Annotated in this window: 16 protein-coding genes; 3 read left to right on the top strand and 13 right to left on the bottom strand. The window is 51.4% G+C overall.

Features of this window, described 5'->3' with window-relative positions:
* The first annotated feature begins 220 nt into the window (after window positions 1-220).
* Window positions 221-718 carry an N-acetyltransferase gene (gene yhhY, locus VJY99_RS16630; protein ID WP_324120445.1) on the top strand — a complete coding sequence of 166 codons (498 nt, stop codon included), beginning with the start codon at window positions 221-223 and terminating at the stop codon, window positions 716-718.
* A 131-nt stretch (window positions 719-849) separates the two neighbouring features.
* On the opposite strand, the gene ggt is transcribed toward yhhY, so the two are convergent.
* A complete protein-coding gene (gene ggt, locus VJY99_RS16625; protein ID WP_414641606.1) occupies window positions 850-2,616 on the bottom strand; it encodes a gamma-glutamyltransferase in 1,767 nt (588 codons plus the stop codon).
* A gap of 252 nt (window positions 2,617-2,868) precedes the next feature.
* Here ggt and VJY99_RS16620 point away from each other — a divergent pair, with 252 nt between their 5' ends.
* Window positions 2,869-3,315, top strand: coding sequence for a DUF2756 family protein (locus VJY99_RS16620; protein WP_324120442.1), 447 nt, complete (start codon window positions 2,869-2,871; stop codon window positions 3,313-3,315).
* 91 nt (window positions 3,316-3,406) lie between these two features.
* On the opposite strand, the gene ugpQ is transcribed toward VJY99_RS16620, so the two are convergent.
* From ugpQ to livK, 10 genes are all read right to left on the bottom strand, one after another.
* A complete protein-coding gene (gene ugpQ, locus VJY99_RS16615) occupies window positions 3,407-4,147 on the bottom strand; it encodes a glycerophosphodiester phosphodiesterase (protein ID WP_324120440.1) in 741 nt (246 codons plus the stop codon).
* Window positions 4,144-5,229, bottom strand: coding sequence for a sn-glycerol-3-phosphate import ATP-binding protein UgpC (locus VJY99_RS16610; protein WP_324120438.1), 1,086 nt, complete (start codon window positions 5,227-5,229; stop codon window positions 4,144-4,146). The genes ugpQ and VJY99_RS16610 overlap by 4 nt, the downstream gene beginning before the upstream one ends.
* Before the next feature lie 3 nt (window positions 5,230-5,232).
* Window positions 5,233-6,078 (bottom strand): sn-glycerol-3-phosphate ABC transporter permease UgpE, encoded by an 846-nt coding sequence (ugpE, locus tag VJY99_RS16605; RefSeq protein ID WP_324120436.1) that lies wholly within the window; start codon window positions 6,076-6,078, stop codon window positions 5,233-5,235.
* Window positions 6,075-6,962, bottom strand: a complete 888-nt coding sequence (gene ugpA, locus VJY99_RS16600) for a sn-glycerol-3-phosphate ABC transporter permease UgpA (protein WP_324120434.1) — start codon at window positions 6,960-6,962, stop codon at window positions 6,075-6,077. The genes ugpE and ugpA overlap by 4 nt, the downstream gene beginning before the upstream one ends.
* 60 nt (window positions 6,963-7,022) lie before the next feature.
* Complete coding sequence (ugpB, locus tag VJY99_RS16595) at window positions 7,023-8,342, bottom strand: sn-glycerol-3-phosphate ABC transporter substrate-binding protein UgpB (RefSeq protein WP_324120432.1); 1,320 nt, start codon at window positions 8,340-8,342, stop codon at window positions 7,023-7,025.
* Between the two features lie 323 nt (window positions 8,343-8,665).
* Window positions 8,666-9,379: a high-affinity branched-chain amino acid ABC transporter ATP-binding protein LivF gene (livF, locus tag VJY99_RS16590; RefSeq protein ID WP_324120430.1), complete on the bottom strand. Its 714-nt coding sequence runs from the start codon at window positions 9,377-9,379 to the stop codon at window positions 8,666-8,668.
* A 17-nt stretch (window positions 9,380-9,396) separates the two neighbouring features.
* Window positions 9,397-10,164, bottom strand: coding sequence for a high-affinity branched-chain amino acid ABC transporter ATP-binding protein LivG (livG, locus tag VJY99_RS16585; protein ID WP_324120428.1), 768 nt, complete (start codon window positions 10,162-10,164; stop codon window positions 9,397-9,399).
* On the bottom strand, window positions 10,161-11,447 hold the full coding sequence (locus tag VJY99_RS16580; protein WP_324120426.1) for a high-affinity branched-chain amino acid ABC transporter permease LivM: 1,287 nt from the start codon (window positions 11,445-11,447) through the stop codon (window positions 10,161-10,163). Before VJY99_RS16580 ends, livG begins: the two co-directional genes overlap by 4 nt.
* Window positions 11,444-12,370, bottom strand: a complete 927-nt coding sequence (livH, locus tag VJY99_RS16575; RefSeq protein ID WP_324120424.1) for a high-affinity branched-chain amino acid ABC transporter permease LivH — start codon at window positions 12,368-12,370, stop codon at window positions 11,444-11,446. The genes VJY99_RS16580 and livH overlap by 4 nt, the downstream gene beginning before the upstream one ends.
* Before the next feature lie 196 nt (window positions 12,371-12,566).
* Window positions 12,567-13,676 (bottom strand): high-affinity branched-chain amino acid ABC transporter substrate-binding protein LivK, encoded by a 1,110-nt coding sequence (gene livK, locus VJY99_RS16570; RefSeq protein ID WP_324120422.1) that lies wholly within the window; start codon window positions 13,674-13,676, stop codon window positions 12,567-12,569.
* A gap of 419 nt (window positions 13,677-14,095) precedes the next feature.
* On the opposite strand from livK, the gene panM reads away from it, so the two are divergent.
* Window positions 14,096-14,497, top strand: coding sequence for an aspartate 1-decarboxylase autocleavage activator PanM (gene panM, locus VJY99_RS16565; RefSeq protein WP_324120420.1), 402 nt, complete (start codon window positions 14,096-14,098; stop codon window positions 14,495-14,497).
* A 217-nt stretch (window positions 14,498-14,714) separates the two neighbouring features.
* Here panM and VJY99_RS16560 read toward each other — a convergent pair whose 3' ends face one another.
* Window positions 14,715-15,818: a branched-chain amino acid ABC transporter substrate-binding protein gene (locus VJY99_RS16560; protein WP_324120419.1), complete on the bottom strand. Its 1,104-nt coding sequence runs from the start codon at window positions 15,816-15,818 to the stop codon at window positions 14,715-14,717.
* Window positions 15,819-16,056: 238 nt separating this feature from the next.
* Window positions 16,057-16,911 carry an RNA polymerase sigma factor RpoH gene (gene rpoH, locus VJY99_RS16555; protein WP_324120417.1) on the bottom strand — a complete coding sequence of 285 codons (855 nt, stop codon included), beginning with the start codon at window positions 16,909-16,911 and terminating at the stop codon, window positions 16,057-16,059.
* Window positions 16,912-16,975 lie beyond the last annotated feature (64 nt).

Below are 16,975 nucleotides of genomic sequence, written 5' to 3'. Positions count from 1 at the left end.
AAAAAAAAGCCAGCGCAAGGCTGGCTAAGTAATACTGGAAGCAATGTGAGCAATGTCGTGCTTTCAGGTTATCTCCGTAAGAGTCTCCCCTGAACGCATGGCAATAATAATCATTATCATTCGCACTTGTCTACTATTTTTTAGAAAAAGTTAGCAGTTGACCAAAATAAAAAAATCAATAATGTTGAAAGGGTTACCTAACTATTTGAGGAGAAAAGGAATGAGCGAGATAGTGATACGCCACGCTGAATTAAGAGATCTGGATGCTTTACGGCAGATGAATGCCCAGCCAGAGGTTTATCACAACACGCTACAAGCTCCTCATCCTTCTCTAGAAATGTGGGAAGAACGAATGAAGCGCTCATCCCCAGGCCGTCGCCAACTTGTTGCCTGTATTGACGATGTGGTTACCGGGCATTTAGTTCTGGATATTGAGCAAAATCCACGCCGCAGCCATGTTGCGACTTTCGGGTTAAGTGTCTGCGGGCAACAGCGCAATCGCGGCGTCGCCAGCGCCTTGCTAAAAGCGATGACCGACCTGTGTGATAACTGGCTACGCATAGACCGCACCGAGTTGACCGTGTTCGTCGATAACGAATCAGCTGTCGCGGTGTATCGCAAATTCGGTTTTGAAATTGAAGGCACCGGCAAGAATTACGCTCTGCGCGAGGGTAAGTATGTGGATGCGTATTTTATGGCGCGGATTAAGCCAGAATAAATCGTCCTCACCCCGGCCCTCTCCCCCCAGGAGAGGGCGAAAATCTGTACTGAACCCCAGATTCTGGATTTTGTATCCAAAATCTGGAGGTTTACATCGAGTCCCCACCCCTCCAGGGAGAGGGGAAAAACTTAATACCCGGCGGTTAGATCATCCACAGAACGAGGATCAGATGCGCCATATAACATGCCATCTGTTCCTACCATTATGCTCTGCGTGCTGCCCATCACTTCTTTCACTTCGACTTTCTGCCCTTTATCTTTCAGTAGGTTGAGCGTATCCGGGCTAAAGCCTTTCTCGACTCTCAACGCATCAGGCAACCATTGATGATGGAAACGTGGTGCGTTAGTGGCTTCGGCAACGTTCATCCCATAATCGATAGTGTTCATCACCATTTGCAGCACCGTGGTGATGATACGGCTACCGCCAGGACTCCCGGTCACCAGCCAGGTTTTCCCATCTTTAACCACGATGGTTGGCGACATCGACGACAGCGGGCGTTTATGCGGCCCGACGGCGTTCGCATCGCCACCCACCAGCCCGTAGACATTCGGCACACCAGGTTTCGCCGAGAAGTCATCCATTTGGTTGTTCATCAGGATGCCGGTATTTCCCGCCACAATGCCACTGCCAAACACGGTATTCAGGGTGTATGTCACCGCCACGGCATTGCCGTCTTTATCCACCACCGAGAAATGCGTGGTCTGGTTACTTTCATACGGCGCAAGTGTCCCGGGTTTAATTTCACTCGACGGGCGAGCTTTGTTGATATCTATCTGTTCAGCCAGCGATTTTGCGTAGGCTTTGCTGGTCAGCGCCTGCCACGGCACTTTGACAAAGTCAGGGTCACCGAGATATTCCGAACGATCGGCATAGGCATATTTTTCAGCTTCTGCCGTTAACTGCATCGCATTGGCACTGCCAAAACCATATTTGGCGAGGTCGAAGTTCTCCAGGATATTGAGGATTTCCACAATGTGGATGCCGCCAGAAGACGGTGGTGGCATGGAGAATATCTGGTAGCCACGGTAATCACCGCTAATTGGCGTACGCTCAACCGCCTTGTAATTGGCCAGGTCAACCTTGCTAATCAGGCCGCCATTGTTTGCCATTTCCTCGGCAATCTGGTCAGCAATGGCCCCTTTATAGAATGCATCCGGGCCATTTTCGGCAATCATTTCGAGGCTTTTGGCGAGGTTGGTCTGCAGCAGTTTGTCGCCCTTTTGCAGGGGTGCACCGTCAGCTTTCCAGAAAATAGCTTTGCTGTTTGGGTGATTAGGAAGAACTTCTGCGCCGTAAATCTTCAGGTCTTCAGCCAGCGCATCGTTCACGGTAAAACCTTCCTGCGCAAGCTTAATAGCCGGTTGGATAACTTTGTTGAGCGGCAGTGTGCCGTATTTTTCCAGCGCCATGGAGAAGCCTGCCACGGTGCCTGGCGTGCCTGAAGCTAGATGAGATGTAAGGGATTTTTTACTGTCAGCATTGCCCTGCGCATCAAGGAACATATCGCGCGAGGCTTTTTCTGGTGCCATTTCGCGGAAATCAATAGCGGTAGTTTTCCCGTCTTTGGTGCGCAGCATCATGAAGCCGCCCCCGCCGATATTCCCCGCCTGTGGATGGGTGACGGCAAGTGCAAAACCAACCGCAACGGCAGCATCGACCGCATTTCCGCCCTGTTTCAGAATATCGACACCGACTTGCGTCGCCAGCGAATCTTGCGAGGCGACCATCCCGTTTTGCGCCTGTACCGGATGATGGATATCCGCTTCAACACCGTAGGATACAGGCGCTGCAACCGGTGGTGGTGCGGCACTAACAGAAAGGCACAGTCCTATCATTAGCGCGGGAATGGTTATCCAACGCAGAATTTCCAGACGAATTGTTTTCCACTGCTTCATCGTTGTTTTCTCCATGAATTTATAAACCCCTATGGATTTCATGGTGCAGGAAGGTGGCAAGCGAACAAATCCCGATGAGCTTAGTGGACTAAGTGATTCGGGTGAGTGAACGTAGCCAACGCATCTGCAACGTGAAAGACGACGGGTTTTAGAGTCAATAGCCCATAAAGCCTGGTCCATAATTCCTAAATAATCTTCGTAACTATGGAAAACGAGTAAACTTAATAAGTCCCCCTAATGGAGGAAGTGACGATGAAAAAAATATTACTCCTGGCGGCTTTGCTGCCATTTACCTGTTTGGCACAACCGATTAATACTCTGAATAATCCAAATCAACCGGATTACCAGATTCCAAGTCAGCAACGAATGAAGCAGCAAATGCAAACCCAGCAGATACAACAAAAAGGCATGTTGAATCAGCAGTTACAAACACAAACGCGTGTGCAACAGCAGCATCTGGAATCGCAGATAAATAACAATTCACAGCAGGATGTTTTTAAGGTGAAAAAAAATTATCCAAATGATCTGGATGTTGGCACACAGCAAGTTCTGCCGAATAACAATGGTGGAATGTTAAGCAGCACAAGCAGCAGCCAGGAGCACATGCTGCAACCGAAAACCAATGGCAGCATGCTTAATTCAAACGGTCAATCGGCTCCCCTACAGCCCAATATTCCGCTGAAAACGATTGGGCCGTAAGGAAAATGGGGGATGACGCTAACGCTTATCCACCCTGCAACACCAATACCGTCGGTCGGACAAGCTTGCGCCATCCCACATTGACCTTCGTTTAGTAGGTAAAGTCCGCGCCAATTTGGTCAATACGGTCGGTGCAGAGGGTGTCCACTCCCCAGCGCAGCAGCGTTGCTGCTCGTTGGGGAATATTCACCGTATAAACCAGAATATGTAATCCCGCCGCTTTGAGTTCTAGCACGCGCGTTTCATCCAGCAATTTATGATTCAAGTGAATGGAAACACAGCCCAGGCGGGTCGTCAGTTCACGCCAGTCATCACGCCATTCATCGAGCAATAACCCACGCGGTAATTCAGGAACGGCAAGCTGTGCAGCTGCCAGCGCTTCGATAGAAAACGACGATAGTAACGGTGCCGTTTGCCCCTGCCACAACTCTGCTGCCGCCAGCGCGATCACTTTTCCGGTTTGTGCATCGGTGCCAGTGGTCGGTTTGATTTCAATGTTTGCCATCATTGCGTGTTGCTGACAACGCGCCGCGACTTGCGAAAGCAGCGGTAACGGTTCGCCTTTAAATTCACCGCTAAACCAGCTTCCGGCATCGATTTTCAGCAGTTTATCCCAGGGTAAATCTCCCGCTACCCCCCAGCCGTTACTGGTGCGTTCCAGGGTGTCGTCGTGCAGCAGGAAAATTTGCCCATCTTGTGAAAGCTTGGCATCAAACTCAATCATGGTGTGGCCGTAACGCGCACCGACATCAATCGCCGCCAGTGTATTTTCCGGTGCCAGTTTGCCACCGCCACGATGTGCAGCGATTTTTGGGTAGGGCCAGTGACTCATAAACGTTGTCCATTTTCTTTATCAAAGCGGTCATTGTTAAAGTAATGCAGATGATTTTCAGGCAGATGTAGCCAAAGCGTGCTGCCGGGTTGTGGGCGTTCCTGATGGTTCAGACGCACCACCATTTTTTGCTCACCCCAACGCCCGTGCACCAGATTATCTGCACCGAGCATCTCCAGCGTTTCCACCTGAAAGGGCACGCCGCCTGCGGAGTGTGAGCTTAGCGCAATATGTTCCGGGCGGATACCCAGCGTCACGGCTCGCCCCTGAAGCCTGCTCTGCACGCCCCCCAACGGCAGCGCCATACCACCTGGCAGTTCAAAACGCGAGCCATCGGCGCTGATATTCCCTTCTAGCAGGTTCATGGCAGGCGAGCCGATAAAACTGGCCACAAAGCGGCTTGCCGGGCGTTCGTAAACCTCCACTGGCGTCCCGATTTGTTCGGCGACACCTTTATTCATCACCATCACACGCTGCGCCAGCGTCATCGCTTCAACCTGATCGTGGGTGACGTATAAGCTGGTCGTTTTCAGGCGGCGATGTAATTGCTGCAATTCCAGACGCATTTGCACGCGCAGTTTGGCATCAAGATTCGATAGCGGCTCATCGAACAAGAAAACCGCCGGGTCACGCACGATGGCGCGCCCCATTGCTACGCGCTGACGTTGGCCACCGGAAAGTTCACGCGGGCGACGTTTGAGCAAGCCATCGAGTTCAAGAATACGTGCCGCTTCCACCACTTTCTGCTGAATGTGCGCTTTGCCCATGCCGCGGATTTTCAGGCCCCACGCCATATTTTCTTCCACGCTCATATGCGGATAAAGCGCGTAGTTCTGGAACACCATCGCGATGCCGCGCTCTTTCGGTTCCATTTCAGTGACACGCTGACGGTCAATCCAGATATCGCCACTGGTGACGCGCTCAAGCCCGGCAACCATCCGCAGCAACGTAGATTTTCCACAGCCCGACGGGCCAACCATTACGATAAATTCGCCGTCTGCCACATCTAGCGTCAGGGGTTCAATCACCTGGGTTTTATTGTCCCAACTCTTGCTTACTGCCTGTAGTTTTAGTCCTGCCATGGATTACTTCTCACTATCAACAAGGCCACGCACAAAGGCACGCTGCATGGCTAAAACGATAATTACCGGGGGGATCAGGGTCAGCAGCATGGCCGCCATAACTTGATTCCACTGGGTCGTGCCTTCCCCGGAAGACATCATGCCTTTGATGCCTGCCACAGCGGTGCCGAGGTTGACGTCGCTGATAATCAGCAACGGCCACAGATACTGGTTCCAACCGTAGATAAAGGTGATGACGAACAGCGCCGCCAGATTGGTTTTTGAAAGCGGCAGCACAATGTCGCGGAAAAAACGCATTGGCGATGCGCCATCGATACGCGCGGCTTCCATCAGTTCATCGGGCAGCGTCATAAAGAACTGGCGGAACAAGAAGGTCGCGGTTGCCGACGCCATTAATGGCAGCGTCAGGCCGGTGTAGCTATCGAGCATTTTAAGATTGGCAATAACGTCAACCGTCGGGAAAATTCGTACCTCAACCGGTAACATTAGGGTGATAAAAATCATCCAGAAGAACAGGTTACGGAATGGAAAACGGAACCAAACAATCGCAAAGGCTGACAGCATTGAAACCGTGATTTTGCCGAGGGTAATGACCATGGCCATCACAAAGCTATTGAGCAACATCAGGCCAAATGGCGCACTGTTCGCCCCCACGCCATGCAGCCAAATGTAAGTCATGTTTTCCAGCAAATGCGTGCCTGGGATAAGCGTCATGGGCGTCTGAAAGACGGCCTCGTTATCCAGCGTCGCCGCGACAAACGCGACATACAGCGGGAACAAAATCACGATGATGCCCAGAATGAGCAGGGTGTGGCTGAAGATTGTCAGCCCACGGCGATTCTCAATCATTGGTAGCGCACCTTACGTTCCACAAAACGGAACTGAATGACCGTCAGGATGATGACCAGGAACATCAACACCACGGATTGCGCCGCTGACGCCGAGAGATCGAGTCCGGCAAAACCTTCGCGATAAATTTTGTAGATTAGCGTAGTGGTCGCCTGTACCGGGCCACCGCCTGTTGCGGCGTCGATAACCGGAAAAGTATCGAAAAACGCGTACACCAGATTAACCACCAGCAGGAAGAAGCTCACCGGCGCAATGAGCGGTAGCGACAGCTTGAAGAAACGACGCACGGGACCTGCCCCGTCAATGGAAGCGGCTTCAATTAACGAGCGCGGAATGGACTGAAGGGCGGCGAAGAAAAACAGGAAGTTATAGCTGATTTGCTTCCAGACTGAGGCAAACACCACAAGGAACATTGCCTGACCACTGTTTTGCGCATGGTTCCAGTGATATCCAAACTGTTCCAGCACGTGGGTTATCAGCCCACGACCTGGGTTAAACAGGAAAATCCACAGCACGGCGGCAATCGCCGGTGCCACCGCATAAGGCAGCAGCATTAATGTTTGATAAATACGGCTGCCGCGCACCACATAATCCGTGAGGGCGGCGAAAAAGAGCGACACCAGCAAGCCGCTACCTGCCACTAATCCACTGAAAATTAAGGTGGTGTAGAAAGAGTCGAGATAGTAGCTGTCGTGGAACAGCTGTTTGAAATTCTCCAGGCCAACAAACGTGCTCGAAAGACCAAACGGATCGACATTTTGCAGTGAATACCACAGCGCTTCGCCCGCAGGCCAAATGAAAAAGATAAGGGTAATAATCAGTTGCGGCAGCACTAGCGCATACGGTAGCCAGCCAGAACGGAATACCGGACGAGAAGATGACATAAGCGATTCTGTTCCTGAACAATGTCGGATAAGCGAAGCGCCATCCGACATCAACAAAACTTAAGACTTGGTTGACTGCTCAAAGCGGCGCAACAACTGATTACCACGCTCAACCGCTGAATCCAGGGCCTGCTGTGGCGTCTTTTTACCCGTCCAGACCGATTCCAGTTCTTCATCCACAATGGTACGAATCTGCGGCATGTTGCCCAGTCGCAAACCTTTGGTGAATGGCAACGGTGGCTTGTTCAACATCTGGCGCGTCGCAATGTCAGCACCTGGGTTTTTCTCATAGAAACCTTGCTCACGCGTCAGGTCGTAAGCCGCTTTGGTGATGGGCAGGTAACCGGTTTTTTGGTGCCATTCAGCAGCAATTTCTGGTTGGGTGAGGAACTGCATAAATTCAGCAACGCCTTTGTAAGTCGTGGCGTCTTTGCCCTGCATCACCCACAAACTTGCCCCACCAATGATGGCGTTTTGCGGCGCGTTCGGAATGGATGCATCGTAAGGCATCATGCCTACACCGTAGTTGAACTTGGCATATTGACGGATATCCGCCAGTGAGCCAGAAGAAGCGGTAGTGATCGCACACTCTCCGCTGTAGAACTTCTCGGTGGATTCGTCTTTGCGACCAAAGTAGCTGAAATCACCTTTCTTATTCAGCTCCTCGAGCATGGCGATGTGCTTCACCTGCTCAGGTTTGTTGAACTCCAGAACCGCGTCTGCGCCATCGAAGCCGTTGTTTTTCGTGGCAACCGGCAGGCCGTTCCAGGCGCTGAAGTTTTCAATCTGAATCCAGCCCTGCCAGCCGCTTGCGTAACCGCATTTCATGCCTGCCGCTTTAAGTTTGGCGGTGTACTCGGCTAAATCCTGCCAGGTTTTTGGTGGCTGGTCCGGGTTCAGTCCGGCTTTCTTAAAAGCGTCTTTGTTGTAATACAAAACCGGTGTGGAACTGTTAAACGGCTGGGAGAGCAAATGCCCCGTTTTTGAATCGGTGTAGTAACCGGAAACCGTCGGTACAAACTGGGATTCGTCGAACTTAATGCCCGCATCGTTAAAGACTTCATAGACCGGCTTGATCGCTTTCGAAGCCATCATCGTCGCCGTACCCACTTCATAAACTTGCAGGATTGCTGGGGCGTTACCCGAGCGGAAGGCAGCAATCCCTGCAGCCAGGTTTTGTTCATAGTTGCCCTTATAAACCGGGACAATCTGGTAGTCAGGGTGTGTCTGGTTAAAACGTTGTGCTAAAGAATCCACTTCTTTACCCAGTTCACCTTCCATCGAATGCCAGAAAGGAATCGAGGTGGCGGCGAAGGCGTTGCTGCTAACTACGCATCCAATCGCAAGGCAAAGTGCTGTACGTCGTAACGATGCAGTCATGTGTATATCCCTGGAGGTTGTCATTAGGTCACTGCGCGTAAATACGCGTTTTTGTTCGCATCAAAACATGACATGCGCGTATGACAGAAAAATAACCGGGAGGTGACAGGGTCGTTACGATGGGGAGAAGGAATGATGACCTGTGGCAAAATGCCATCAAAAAGGAGCCCAAAGGCTCCTTCATATTTAAGCGATATACCCAAGCGACTTCAAGATGCAGGTAGGCGGCAAACGAATCACTCCCGATGAGCTTACTCAAGTCAGTGATTGGGGTGAATGAGAGCGGCCAACAACCCTGCAACTTGAAGGGCGACGGGTATAAATTACCCGCCGAGATAGGCGCTACGTACCGCTTCGTTAGCTAACAGCGCGTCACCGGTATCTTCAAGCACGACGTGGCCGTTTTCCAGCACATAGCCTCGGTCGGCAAGCTTCAGCGCCTGGTTGGCGTTCTGCTCGACGAGGAAGATAGTCATGCCTTCGCTACGCAGTTGCTCGATGGTATCGAAAATCTGCTGAATGATGATGGGCGCAAGACCAAGCGAGGGTTCGTCGAGCAACAACAAGCGCGGTTGGCTCATTAACGCACGGCCAATCGCCAGCATCTGCTGTTCGCCACCGGACATGGTGCCAGCACGCTGAATACGGCGCTCCAGCAAGCGTGGGAACAGTTCGTAAACGCGTTGGATGCGTTCATGATACTGGTCGCGGTCAGCAAAGAAACCTCCCATCGCGAGGTTCTCTTCCACTGTCATACGCGAGAACACACGGCGGCCTTCCGGCACAATCGCTACCGCTTCACGCATGATGCGCGCGGTGTGCCAGTCGGTGATGTCTTTGCCATCAAAAGTGATTTTGCCATGGCTGGCACGCGGGTCACCGCACAACGTGCCGAGCAGCGTGGTTTTACCCGCGCCATTCGCGCCAATCAGGGTAACAATTTCGCCCTGTTTAATATGTAAACTGACTTCGTGAAGCGCCTGAATCTTGCCGTAATGGGCGCTCACCTGGTCAAATGACAACATGATATTTTCCATCTTTGCCTCGCCCATTTTTATGCTTCGCCCAAATAGGCGCGGATTACGTCAGGGTTATTACGGATTTGTTCCGGTGTGCCGTTCGCAAGCGGCGTCCCCTGGTTTACAACGTAGATCCGGTCAGAAATACCCATCACCAGTTTCATGTCATGCTCAATGAGCAGCACGGCGGTGTTGTGGTGGCTACGTATCTCCATGATCAATTCATCGAGCTCGTGCGTTTCTTTCGGGTTCAGGCCTGCAGCGGGTTCATCAAGCATCAGGATTTCTGGCAGCGTGACCATACAGCGCGCAATCTCCAGACGGCGCTGATCACCATACGCAAGGTTGCTTGCCTGGCGGTTAGCCTGCTCAAGCAGGCCAATACGGTCAAGCCAGGTGGCGGCGCGGTCCAGCGCTTCGTTTTGGGCGCGACGGAAACCAGGTGTTTTCAGCAAGCCTGAGAACACGCCGGTTTTCAGTTGCTGATGTTGAGCCACCAGCAAGTTTTCAATGACGGTCATTTCACGGAACAGACGCACGTGCTGGAAAGTACGCACCACGCCCATCCGTGCAATTTGCTGGCCTGGCAGTCCTTCAAGATGCTGGTCACGCAACATGATGGTGCCACCTGACGGCTTATAGAAACCGGTCAGACAGTTAAACACGGTGGTTTTACCGGCACCGTTTGGACCGATTAACGACACAATTTCGTGAGGATGCAGTTCCAAAGAAACATTGTTTACAGCGAGCAGGCCGCCGAAACGCATCATCAGGCCGTTTACGGATAACAATGGCTGGCTCATGCCTGCTCTCCTTTGACGTGTTCCACTTGTTCTTTCTTCAGTTTCAATTGCGGACGTGTCATTGGCAGCAAGCCTTGCGGACGCCAGATCATCATCAGCACCATCAGGCCACCGAGTACCAACATGCTGTATTCGTTCAAATCACGCATCAGCTCACGCGACACTACCAGCAGAACTGCGGCAAGGATAACGGCAAACTGCGAGCCCATCCCACCCAGCACGACAATAGCCAACACGAAGGCAGATTCGGCAAAGGTGAACGATTCTGGGCTAACAAAGCCCTGGCGTGCAGCAAACAGCGTACCGGCAAAGCCTGCAAACGCGGCGCTGATGGTAAATGCCGTCAGCTTAATGCGCGTTGGGTTCAGGCCCAGTGAACGGCAAGCGATTTCATCTTCACGCAACGCTTCCCACGCACGACCCAGCGGCATCCGCAGCAGACGGTTAATCACAAACAGCGACAACACAACCAGCAGGAGTGCGACGAGGTAGAGGAAGATAATACGGTCGCCAGTGTTATAGGCGACATTGAAGAAGTTGCTGAAGGTATCCCAACCCCCTTCACGCGCAGTACGGCTGAACTCCAGACCAAACAGCGTTGGTTTTGGAATCTGGCTGATGCCGTTCGGGCCACCGGTTATTTCGGTGTTATTGAGCAGCAGAATACGGACGATTTCACCGAAACCGAGCGTCACAATCGCCAAATAGTCACCGCGCAGGCGCAGAACCGGGAAGCCAAGCAGGAAACCGGCTGCGGCAGACACCAGACCCGCCAGGGGTAAACATGTCCAGAATCCCAGACCGTAATAGTGGTTGAGCAATGCAAAGGTATAGGCACCGATGGCGTAGAAGCCGCCGTAACCCAGCACCAGCAGGCCAGACAAACCCACGACCACGTTCAAGCCCAGACCGAGGATAATGTAGATCATCGTCAGTGTTGCGATATCTACCGTACCGCGTGAAACCACAAACGGCCAGGCGACAGCCAGCACCAACAATGCCAGCAAGAACAGTTTCTGTTTTGGTGTTGAGCCGTCTAACGCCGGCAGCACAAACTTCGGTCCAGAGACTTTTTTCATGCTTTTCTGGAATGCAGGGCGCAACAACTGGAAGACGAAGACAATCGCCGTACCAATCAAAACCCATTCCCAGCGCACAGACTCAGCGCTGTTGACCACAAGCTTGGTGCCGTCGAGGCTAAGCTGAACGCCCATAAAGACGCCAGCCAGAACGAAGAAGATAGCCGCCGACAGGAGAGCTAAAACAACATGCATCGGTTTCATACTTTTTCGACCTCCGGACGGCCCAGGATACCGGTAGGCATCACCAGCAGGACGACAATCAGCAGAGCAAAGGAAACCACATCTTTATATTCAGTGCTCAGATACGCCGAGGTCAGCGCTTCCGCCACACCTAAAATCAGGCCACCAATCATCGCACCAGGAATGCTGCCGATACCGCCAAGAACGGCGGCGGTGAAGGCTTTCATACCCGCCATAAAGCCGATGTACGGGCTGATTACGCCATAGAACTGGCCGAGCAACACGCCAGCAACAGCCGCCATTGCCGCGCCAATCACAAAGGTCAGAGAGATAACGCGGTCGGTGTTAATACCGAGCAAACTCGCCATTTTCAAATCTTCTGCACACGCACGGCAAGCACGGCCCATACGCGAGTAACGGATAAACAGCGTCAATGCCAGCATCGCAATGAACGTCACCACCCAAATAACCAACTGCATGGTGGTGATTGTCGCGGTGAAGCTCTCGCTCGCCCCGATGACCCACTGGCCGTTAAACAGGTTTGGCAGGGCGATGTCGCGCGAACCTTCCGTCAGGCTGACGTAGTTTTGTAGGAAGATGGACATACCGATGGCAGAGATAAGTGCAATCAGACGCTTAGAGTTACGCACGGGTTTATACGCAACGCGTTCGATGCTCCAGCCGTAAGCACTGGCGATGACAATGGCACCAATGAAGCCAGCACCAACCAACATCCAGCCCGCATCAATGCCCATCATCATCAGTGCTGCGATGATCATAAACGAGACATAGCTGCCAATCATGTAGACCTCGCCATGGGCGAAGTTGATCATGCCAATGATGCCGTAAACCATGGTGTAACCGATGGCTATCAGCGCGTAGGTGCTGCCCAGCGTGACGCCGTTAAACATCTGCTGTAGGAAGTAGAGAAACTGCTCGGACATACAATAACCTTATTTATTACCTCTCGGGACATGGCCGTCAGAGAGGTAGAATGACCCAGAATGACTGGTCCATACTCAATGGATTTCACGTTGCACAAAGGCGGCAAGAGAACGATTCCCGATGAGCTTAGTCAACTCAGTGATTCGGGTCAGTGAACGTAGCCAACGCATCTGCAACTTGAAAGACGACGGGTATTTATTTCGCCACAGAAGACGAACCGTCGGCATGCCACTGGAAGACACCAAATTCAAATCCCTTCAGATCGCCTTTCTCATCCCAGTTCAGCGGCCCAATCACGGTTTTCGCACCGTTTGCTTTCAAGTCTTTAATTAAATCTGCAGGTTCTTCGCTACCTGTACGCTCAAGTGCTGTCGCCAGGGACTGCACCGCAGCGTACGTGATCCACACATACGGGCCGCTTGGGTCTTTCTTCCCGGCTTTCAGCTCATCTACGATAACTTTGTTGCTTGGGTCCTGGTCATAGCGTTTTGGCATGGTGACTAACATGCCTTCACCCGCCGCACCCGCGATGTTGGACAGCGATGCGTTACCCACACCCTCTGGTCCCATAAACTGAGTTTTCAGGCCAACCGCACGAGCCTGACGCAGGATCTGACCCATTTCCGGGTAATAGCCGCCGTAGTAGACGAAGTCGACATTTTCTTTTTGCAGGCGAGCAACCAGTGTGGAGAAGTCTTTATCACCCGCGGTGATGCCGTCGAAGAAAGCAATGTTCGCGCCGCCTTTCTTCAGACCGTCTTGTACAGAACGCGCCAGACCTTCGCCGTATTGCTGTTTGTCATGAATGATAGCGATATGCTGCGGTTTCACTGTTTCAAGAATGTATTTAGACGCGGTCGGGCCCTGAGAAGAATCCAGGCCTGCGGTGCGCATAATCATTTTGTAGCCGCGGCTTGTCAGCTCTGGGTTAGTCGCACCCGGGGTAATCATCAGGATGCCTTCGTCTTCATAGATATCTGACGCTGGCTGAGTTGAAGAGGAGCAAAGGTGGCCGATAACATAACGCACACCGTCGTTCACGATTTTGTTGGCAACCGCAACGGCTTGTTTAGGATCACAAGCGTCATCGTATTCAACCGCAACAAGTTTGTCGCCTTTGATGCCGCCCTTGGCATTAATGTCTTTGATAGCCTGGCGCGCGCCATTGAACTCCATGTCGCCCCACTGCGCAACCGGCCCTGACATTGCACCAACAACCGCAACTTTAATGTCTGCTGCAGTTGCCGCGTGAGACACCGCCAATGCAACAAACCCGGCGAGTAATGTCTTCGCGTGTACCTTCATTCTATAAATCCCCATTTATCGTGATTTTGTGGTTTTATTATGGTCAAAAAGCATACTGTGCGCTTTTGAAGCTTTAACCATTTTTATGAGCGCCGTTAAGGGCTTAGCGCTAAAATTGACAATTCTTAAGGCTAAAAGCTCTATTTTTCAGGCTATTAAGCAAAGATATTATTCTGTATTTGCTTATAGTTAAACAAAAAAAAGCACCATTTTCAGCATAAAATAGCGATACAAAGAGCGGAATAAAACACTAGGTTTTAGGGTTTTATACTGACCATTTTTCAATCCACCACTTATCAAACTGGCATATGTTTGAGGGAAAAACTAATCGTCTGGTATAGAGCAGATAAAAGATAAAGCGTCTGAGGCAAATAAATTGGTTACACTCGGGGTTTTCCCGCTTTTTGGTTAGCTCGCTTATGAAACTCACCATCATTCGTCTGTTTGAGTGTAGTGCTCAGGATGAGATCGATCTGGCAAAGATCTGGCCCGAATATTCCAGCGCCTCACTGACTCTTAGTGATACCCACCGTATTTACGCGGCAAAATTTAACGACAGGTTGCTGGGCGCAGTTCGCGTCACGCTTGCTGATACTGAAGGTGCTTTAGATTCGCTGCGGGTACGAGAAATTACCCGTCGTCGTGGCGTTGGGCAGTATTTAGTGGAAGAGGTGATTCGCGATAATCCTGGCATCACCAGATGGTGGATGAACGACATCGGCGTTGAGGACCGCAGCGTTATGGCGGCGTTTATGCAGACAGTCGGTTTTACCGTTCAGGATGGTGGTTGGGGTAAGTCAGTTTTGGATGGCGGTTGTTGAATGAGTATCGGATGGCGCTGCGCTTATCCGGCCTACGAATGCGAGGTACAAAAAAATAGGGGAATGATAACTTGTTGGTTATCACTCCCCATTTTTCGAAGCATTTCGTGTTGCAGAAAGGCGGCAAGCCATGACCCCCCCGGGAGCTTACATCAGTAAGTGACCGGGGTTGAAGAGCACAACCAACGCATCTGCAACGCGAAAGGCGCCCGATAAATTACTTAGCGTCGGTCGCTGTACCGTTGGCATGCCAGGTAAATACGCCGAACTCAAAGCCTTTCAGATCGCCTTTCTCATCCCAGCTCAACGGCCCCATTACGGTTTCAACAGAGCTGCCTTTCAGATATGTAGCGATTTCAGCAGGATCTTCTGCCTTGTTCAGACCCGCAGCCAGAGATTGCACTGCCGCGTAGGTGGTCCATACGAAAGCACCACTTGGATCTTGTTTCTTCGCTTTAATAGCATCTACGATCGGTTTGTTCGCAGGGATCTGGTCGTAGTTCTTCGGTTTGGTCACTAACATGCCTTCAGCAGAATCACCGGCAATGTTAGACAGAGAAACGTTCGCGACACCTTCTGGACCCATGAACTTGGTTTTCAGGCCGGCCGCGCGCGACTGACGCAGGATCTGACCCATTTCTGGATGGTAGCCACCGTAGTACACGAAATCGATGTTCTCTTTCTTCAGACGCGCAACCAGCGTGGAGAAGTCTTTCTCACCTGCGGTGATACCGTCAAAGAACACGACGTTTGCGCCGCCTTTTTTCAGGCTATCTTGAACTGAGCGAGCCAGACCTTCGCCGTACTGTTGTTTGTCATGAATGACCGCGATGTTTTTCGGTTTTACATGCTCAAGAATATATTTTGATGCCGTTGGGCCCTGATCAGAGTCCAGACCGGTGGTACGCATTGTCAGTTTATAACCACGCGCAGTCAGCTCTGGAGCCGTTGCCGCAGGGGTAATCATCAGAATACCTTCGTCTTCGTAAATGTCAGACGCAGGCTGGGTGGAAGAAGAACACAGGTGGCCGATAACGTATTTGATGCCATCGTTAACCACTTTGTTGGCGACCGCGACCGCTTGTTTCGGGTCACACGCATCGTCGTATTTGGTGATAACCAGTTTGTCGCCTTTGATACCGCCTTTGGCATTAATATCAGCAACCGCTTGTTCTGCACCGGTAAATTCCTGATCGCCATATTGAGCAACTGGGCCAGACATCGCCCCAACTACTGCTACTTTAATGTCCTTCGCAAATGCCGCGTTGCTCATCGCAAGTGCAATACAACCAGCCAGTAACGCTTTGCCCTTCATGTTCATCCTGAAAATCCCCATTCTTGTTGTGATTGGTATTTGTTGTGATTGGTATTTGTTGTGTTTTTTAGCATGGTTAATTTTATGTAGAGAGATGACCGCGCATGCCTTCGCCGCACTCCGTGGTAAAAACATACCCGAATTTGCGGTTTTTGGAATAATAATTTTTCACAAGACGACCAGGAAAGTGACAGGCATAAAAAAACCGCCGTGAAAGGCGGTTTTTTTGGGCTTTCTTAAGAACTTACGCTTCGATGGCCATACGCAGTTTTTTCATGGCGTTCTTTTCAAGCTGGCGCACACGCTCAGCGGAAACGCCGTAGCGGTCAGCCAGTTCTTGCAGCGTGCTCTTGTTGTCTTCATCAAGCCAACGTGCACGGATAATATCCTGACTACGCTCATCCAGGCCCAGCATCGCATCGCTGAGTTTGTCGGCCGCGTGAGAATCCCAGTTATCGTCTTCGATGCCATCGGCAAAGTTAGAAGACTTATCCTGCAAGAACAGCACTGGAGCCATTGGCGCGCTGTCTGAGTCGTCGTCATTACCCATGTCAAAAGTCATGTCCTGCGCCGCCATGCGAGATTCCATCTCACGGACATCTTTGCTGGAAACACCCAGCTCGTTGGCGACCATTTCGACTTCATCCTGGTTGAACCAACCCAGACGCTGTTTCGCTTTACGCAGGTTAAAGAACAACTTACGTTGTGCTTTAGTGGTTGCCACTTTCACAATACGCCAGTTACGCAGAACGTATTCGTGAATTTCAGCTTTGATCCAGTGCACAGCAAACGACACCAGACGTACACCCACTTCAGGGTTAAAGCGGCGCACAGCCTTCATCAGGCCGATGTTACCTTCCTGAATCAAGTCAGCCTGCGGCAAGCCATAGCCCGAATAATTACGAGCGATATGAACAACAAAGCGCAGGTGAGACAGGATCAGCCTTTTCGCTGCTTCCAAATCGCCTTGGTAATGCAGCTTTTCAGCCAGCTCCTTCTCTTCCTCAGCCGTCAACATCGGCCAAGAGTTAGCGGCCCGGATATAAGATTCCAGGTTACCAACAGGGGCTAGTGCTAAATTTTGCATTTCTTTGGTCATTCAAACCCTCTCTAATAAAGACTAACGTACAGGTTGCTACATCTTGCTGCACCTGACTTTACGC

The organism is Buttiauxella sp., assembly GCF_035271705.1.
Classification (GTDB): Bacteria; Pseudomonadota; Gammaproteobacteria; order Enterobacterales; family Enterobacteriaceae; genus Buttiauxella.
Note: the sequence above shows the minus strand (reverse complement) of the source record. Positions and strands in the feature narration are given on the sequence as shown.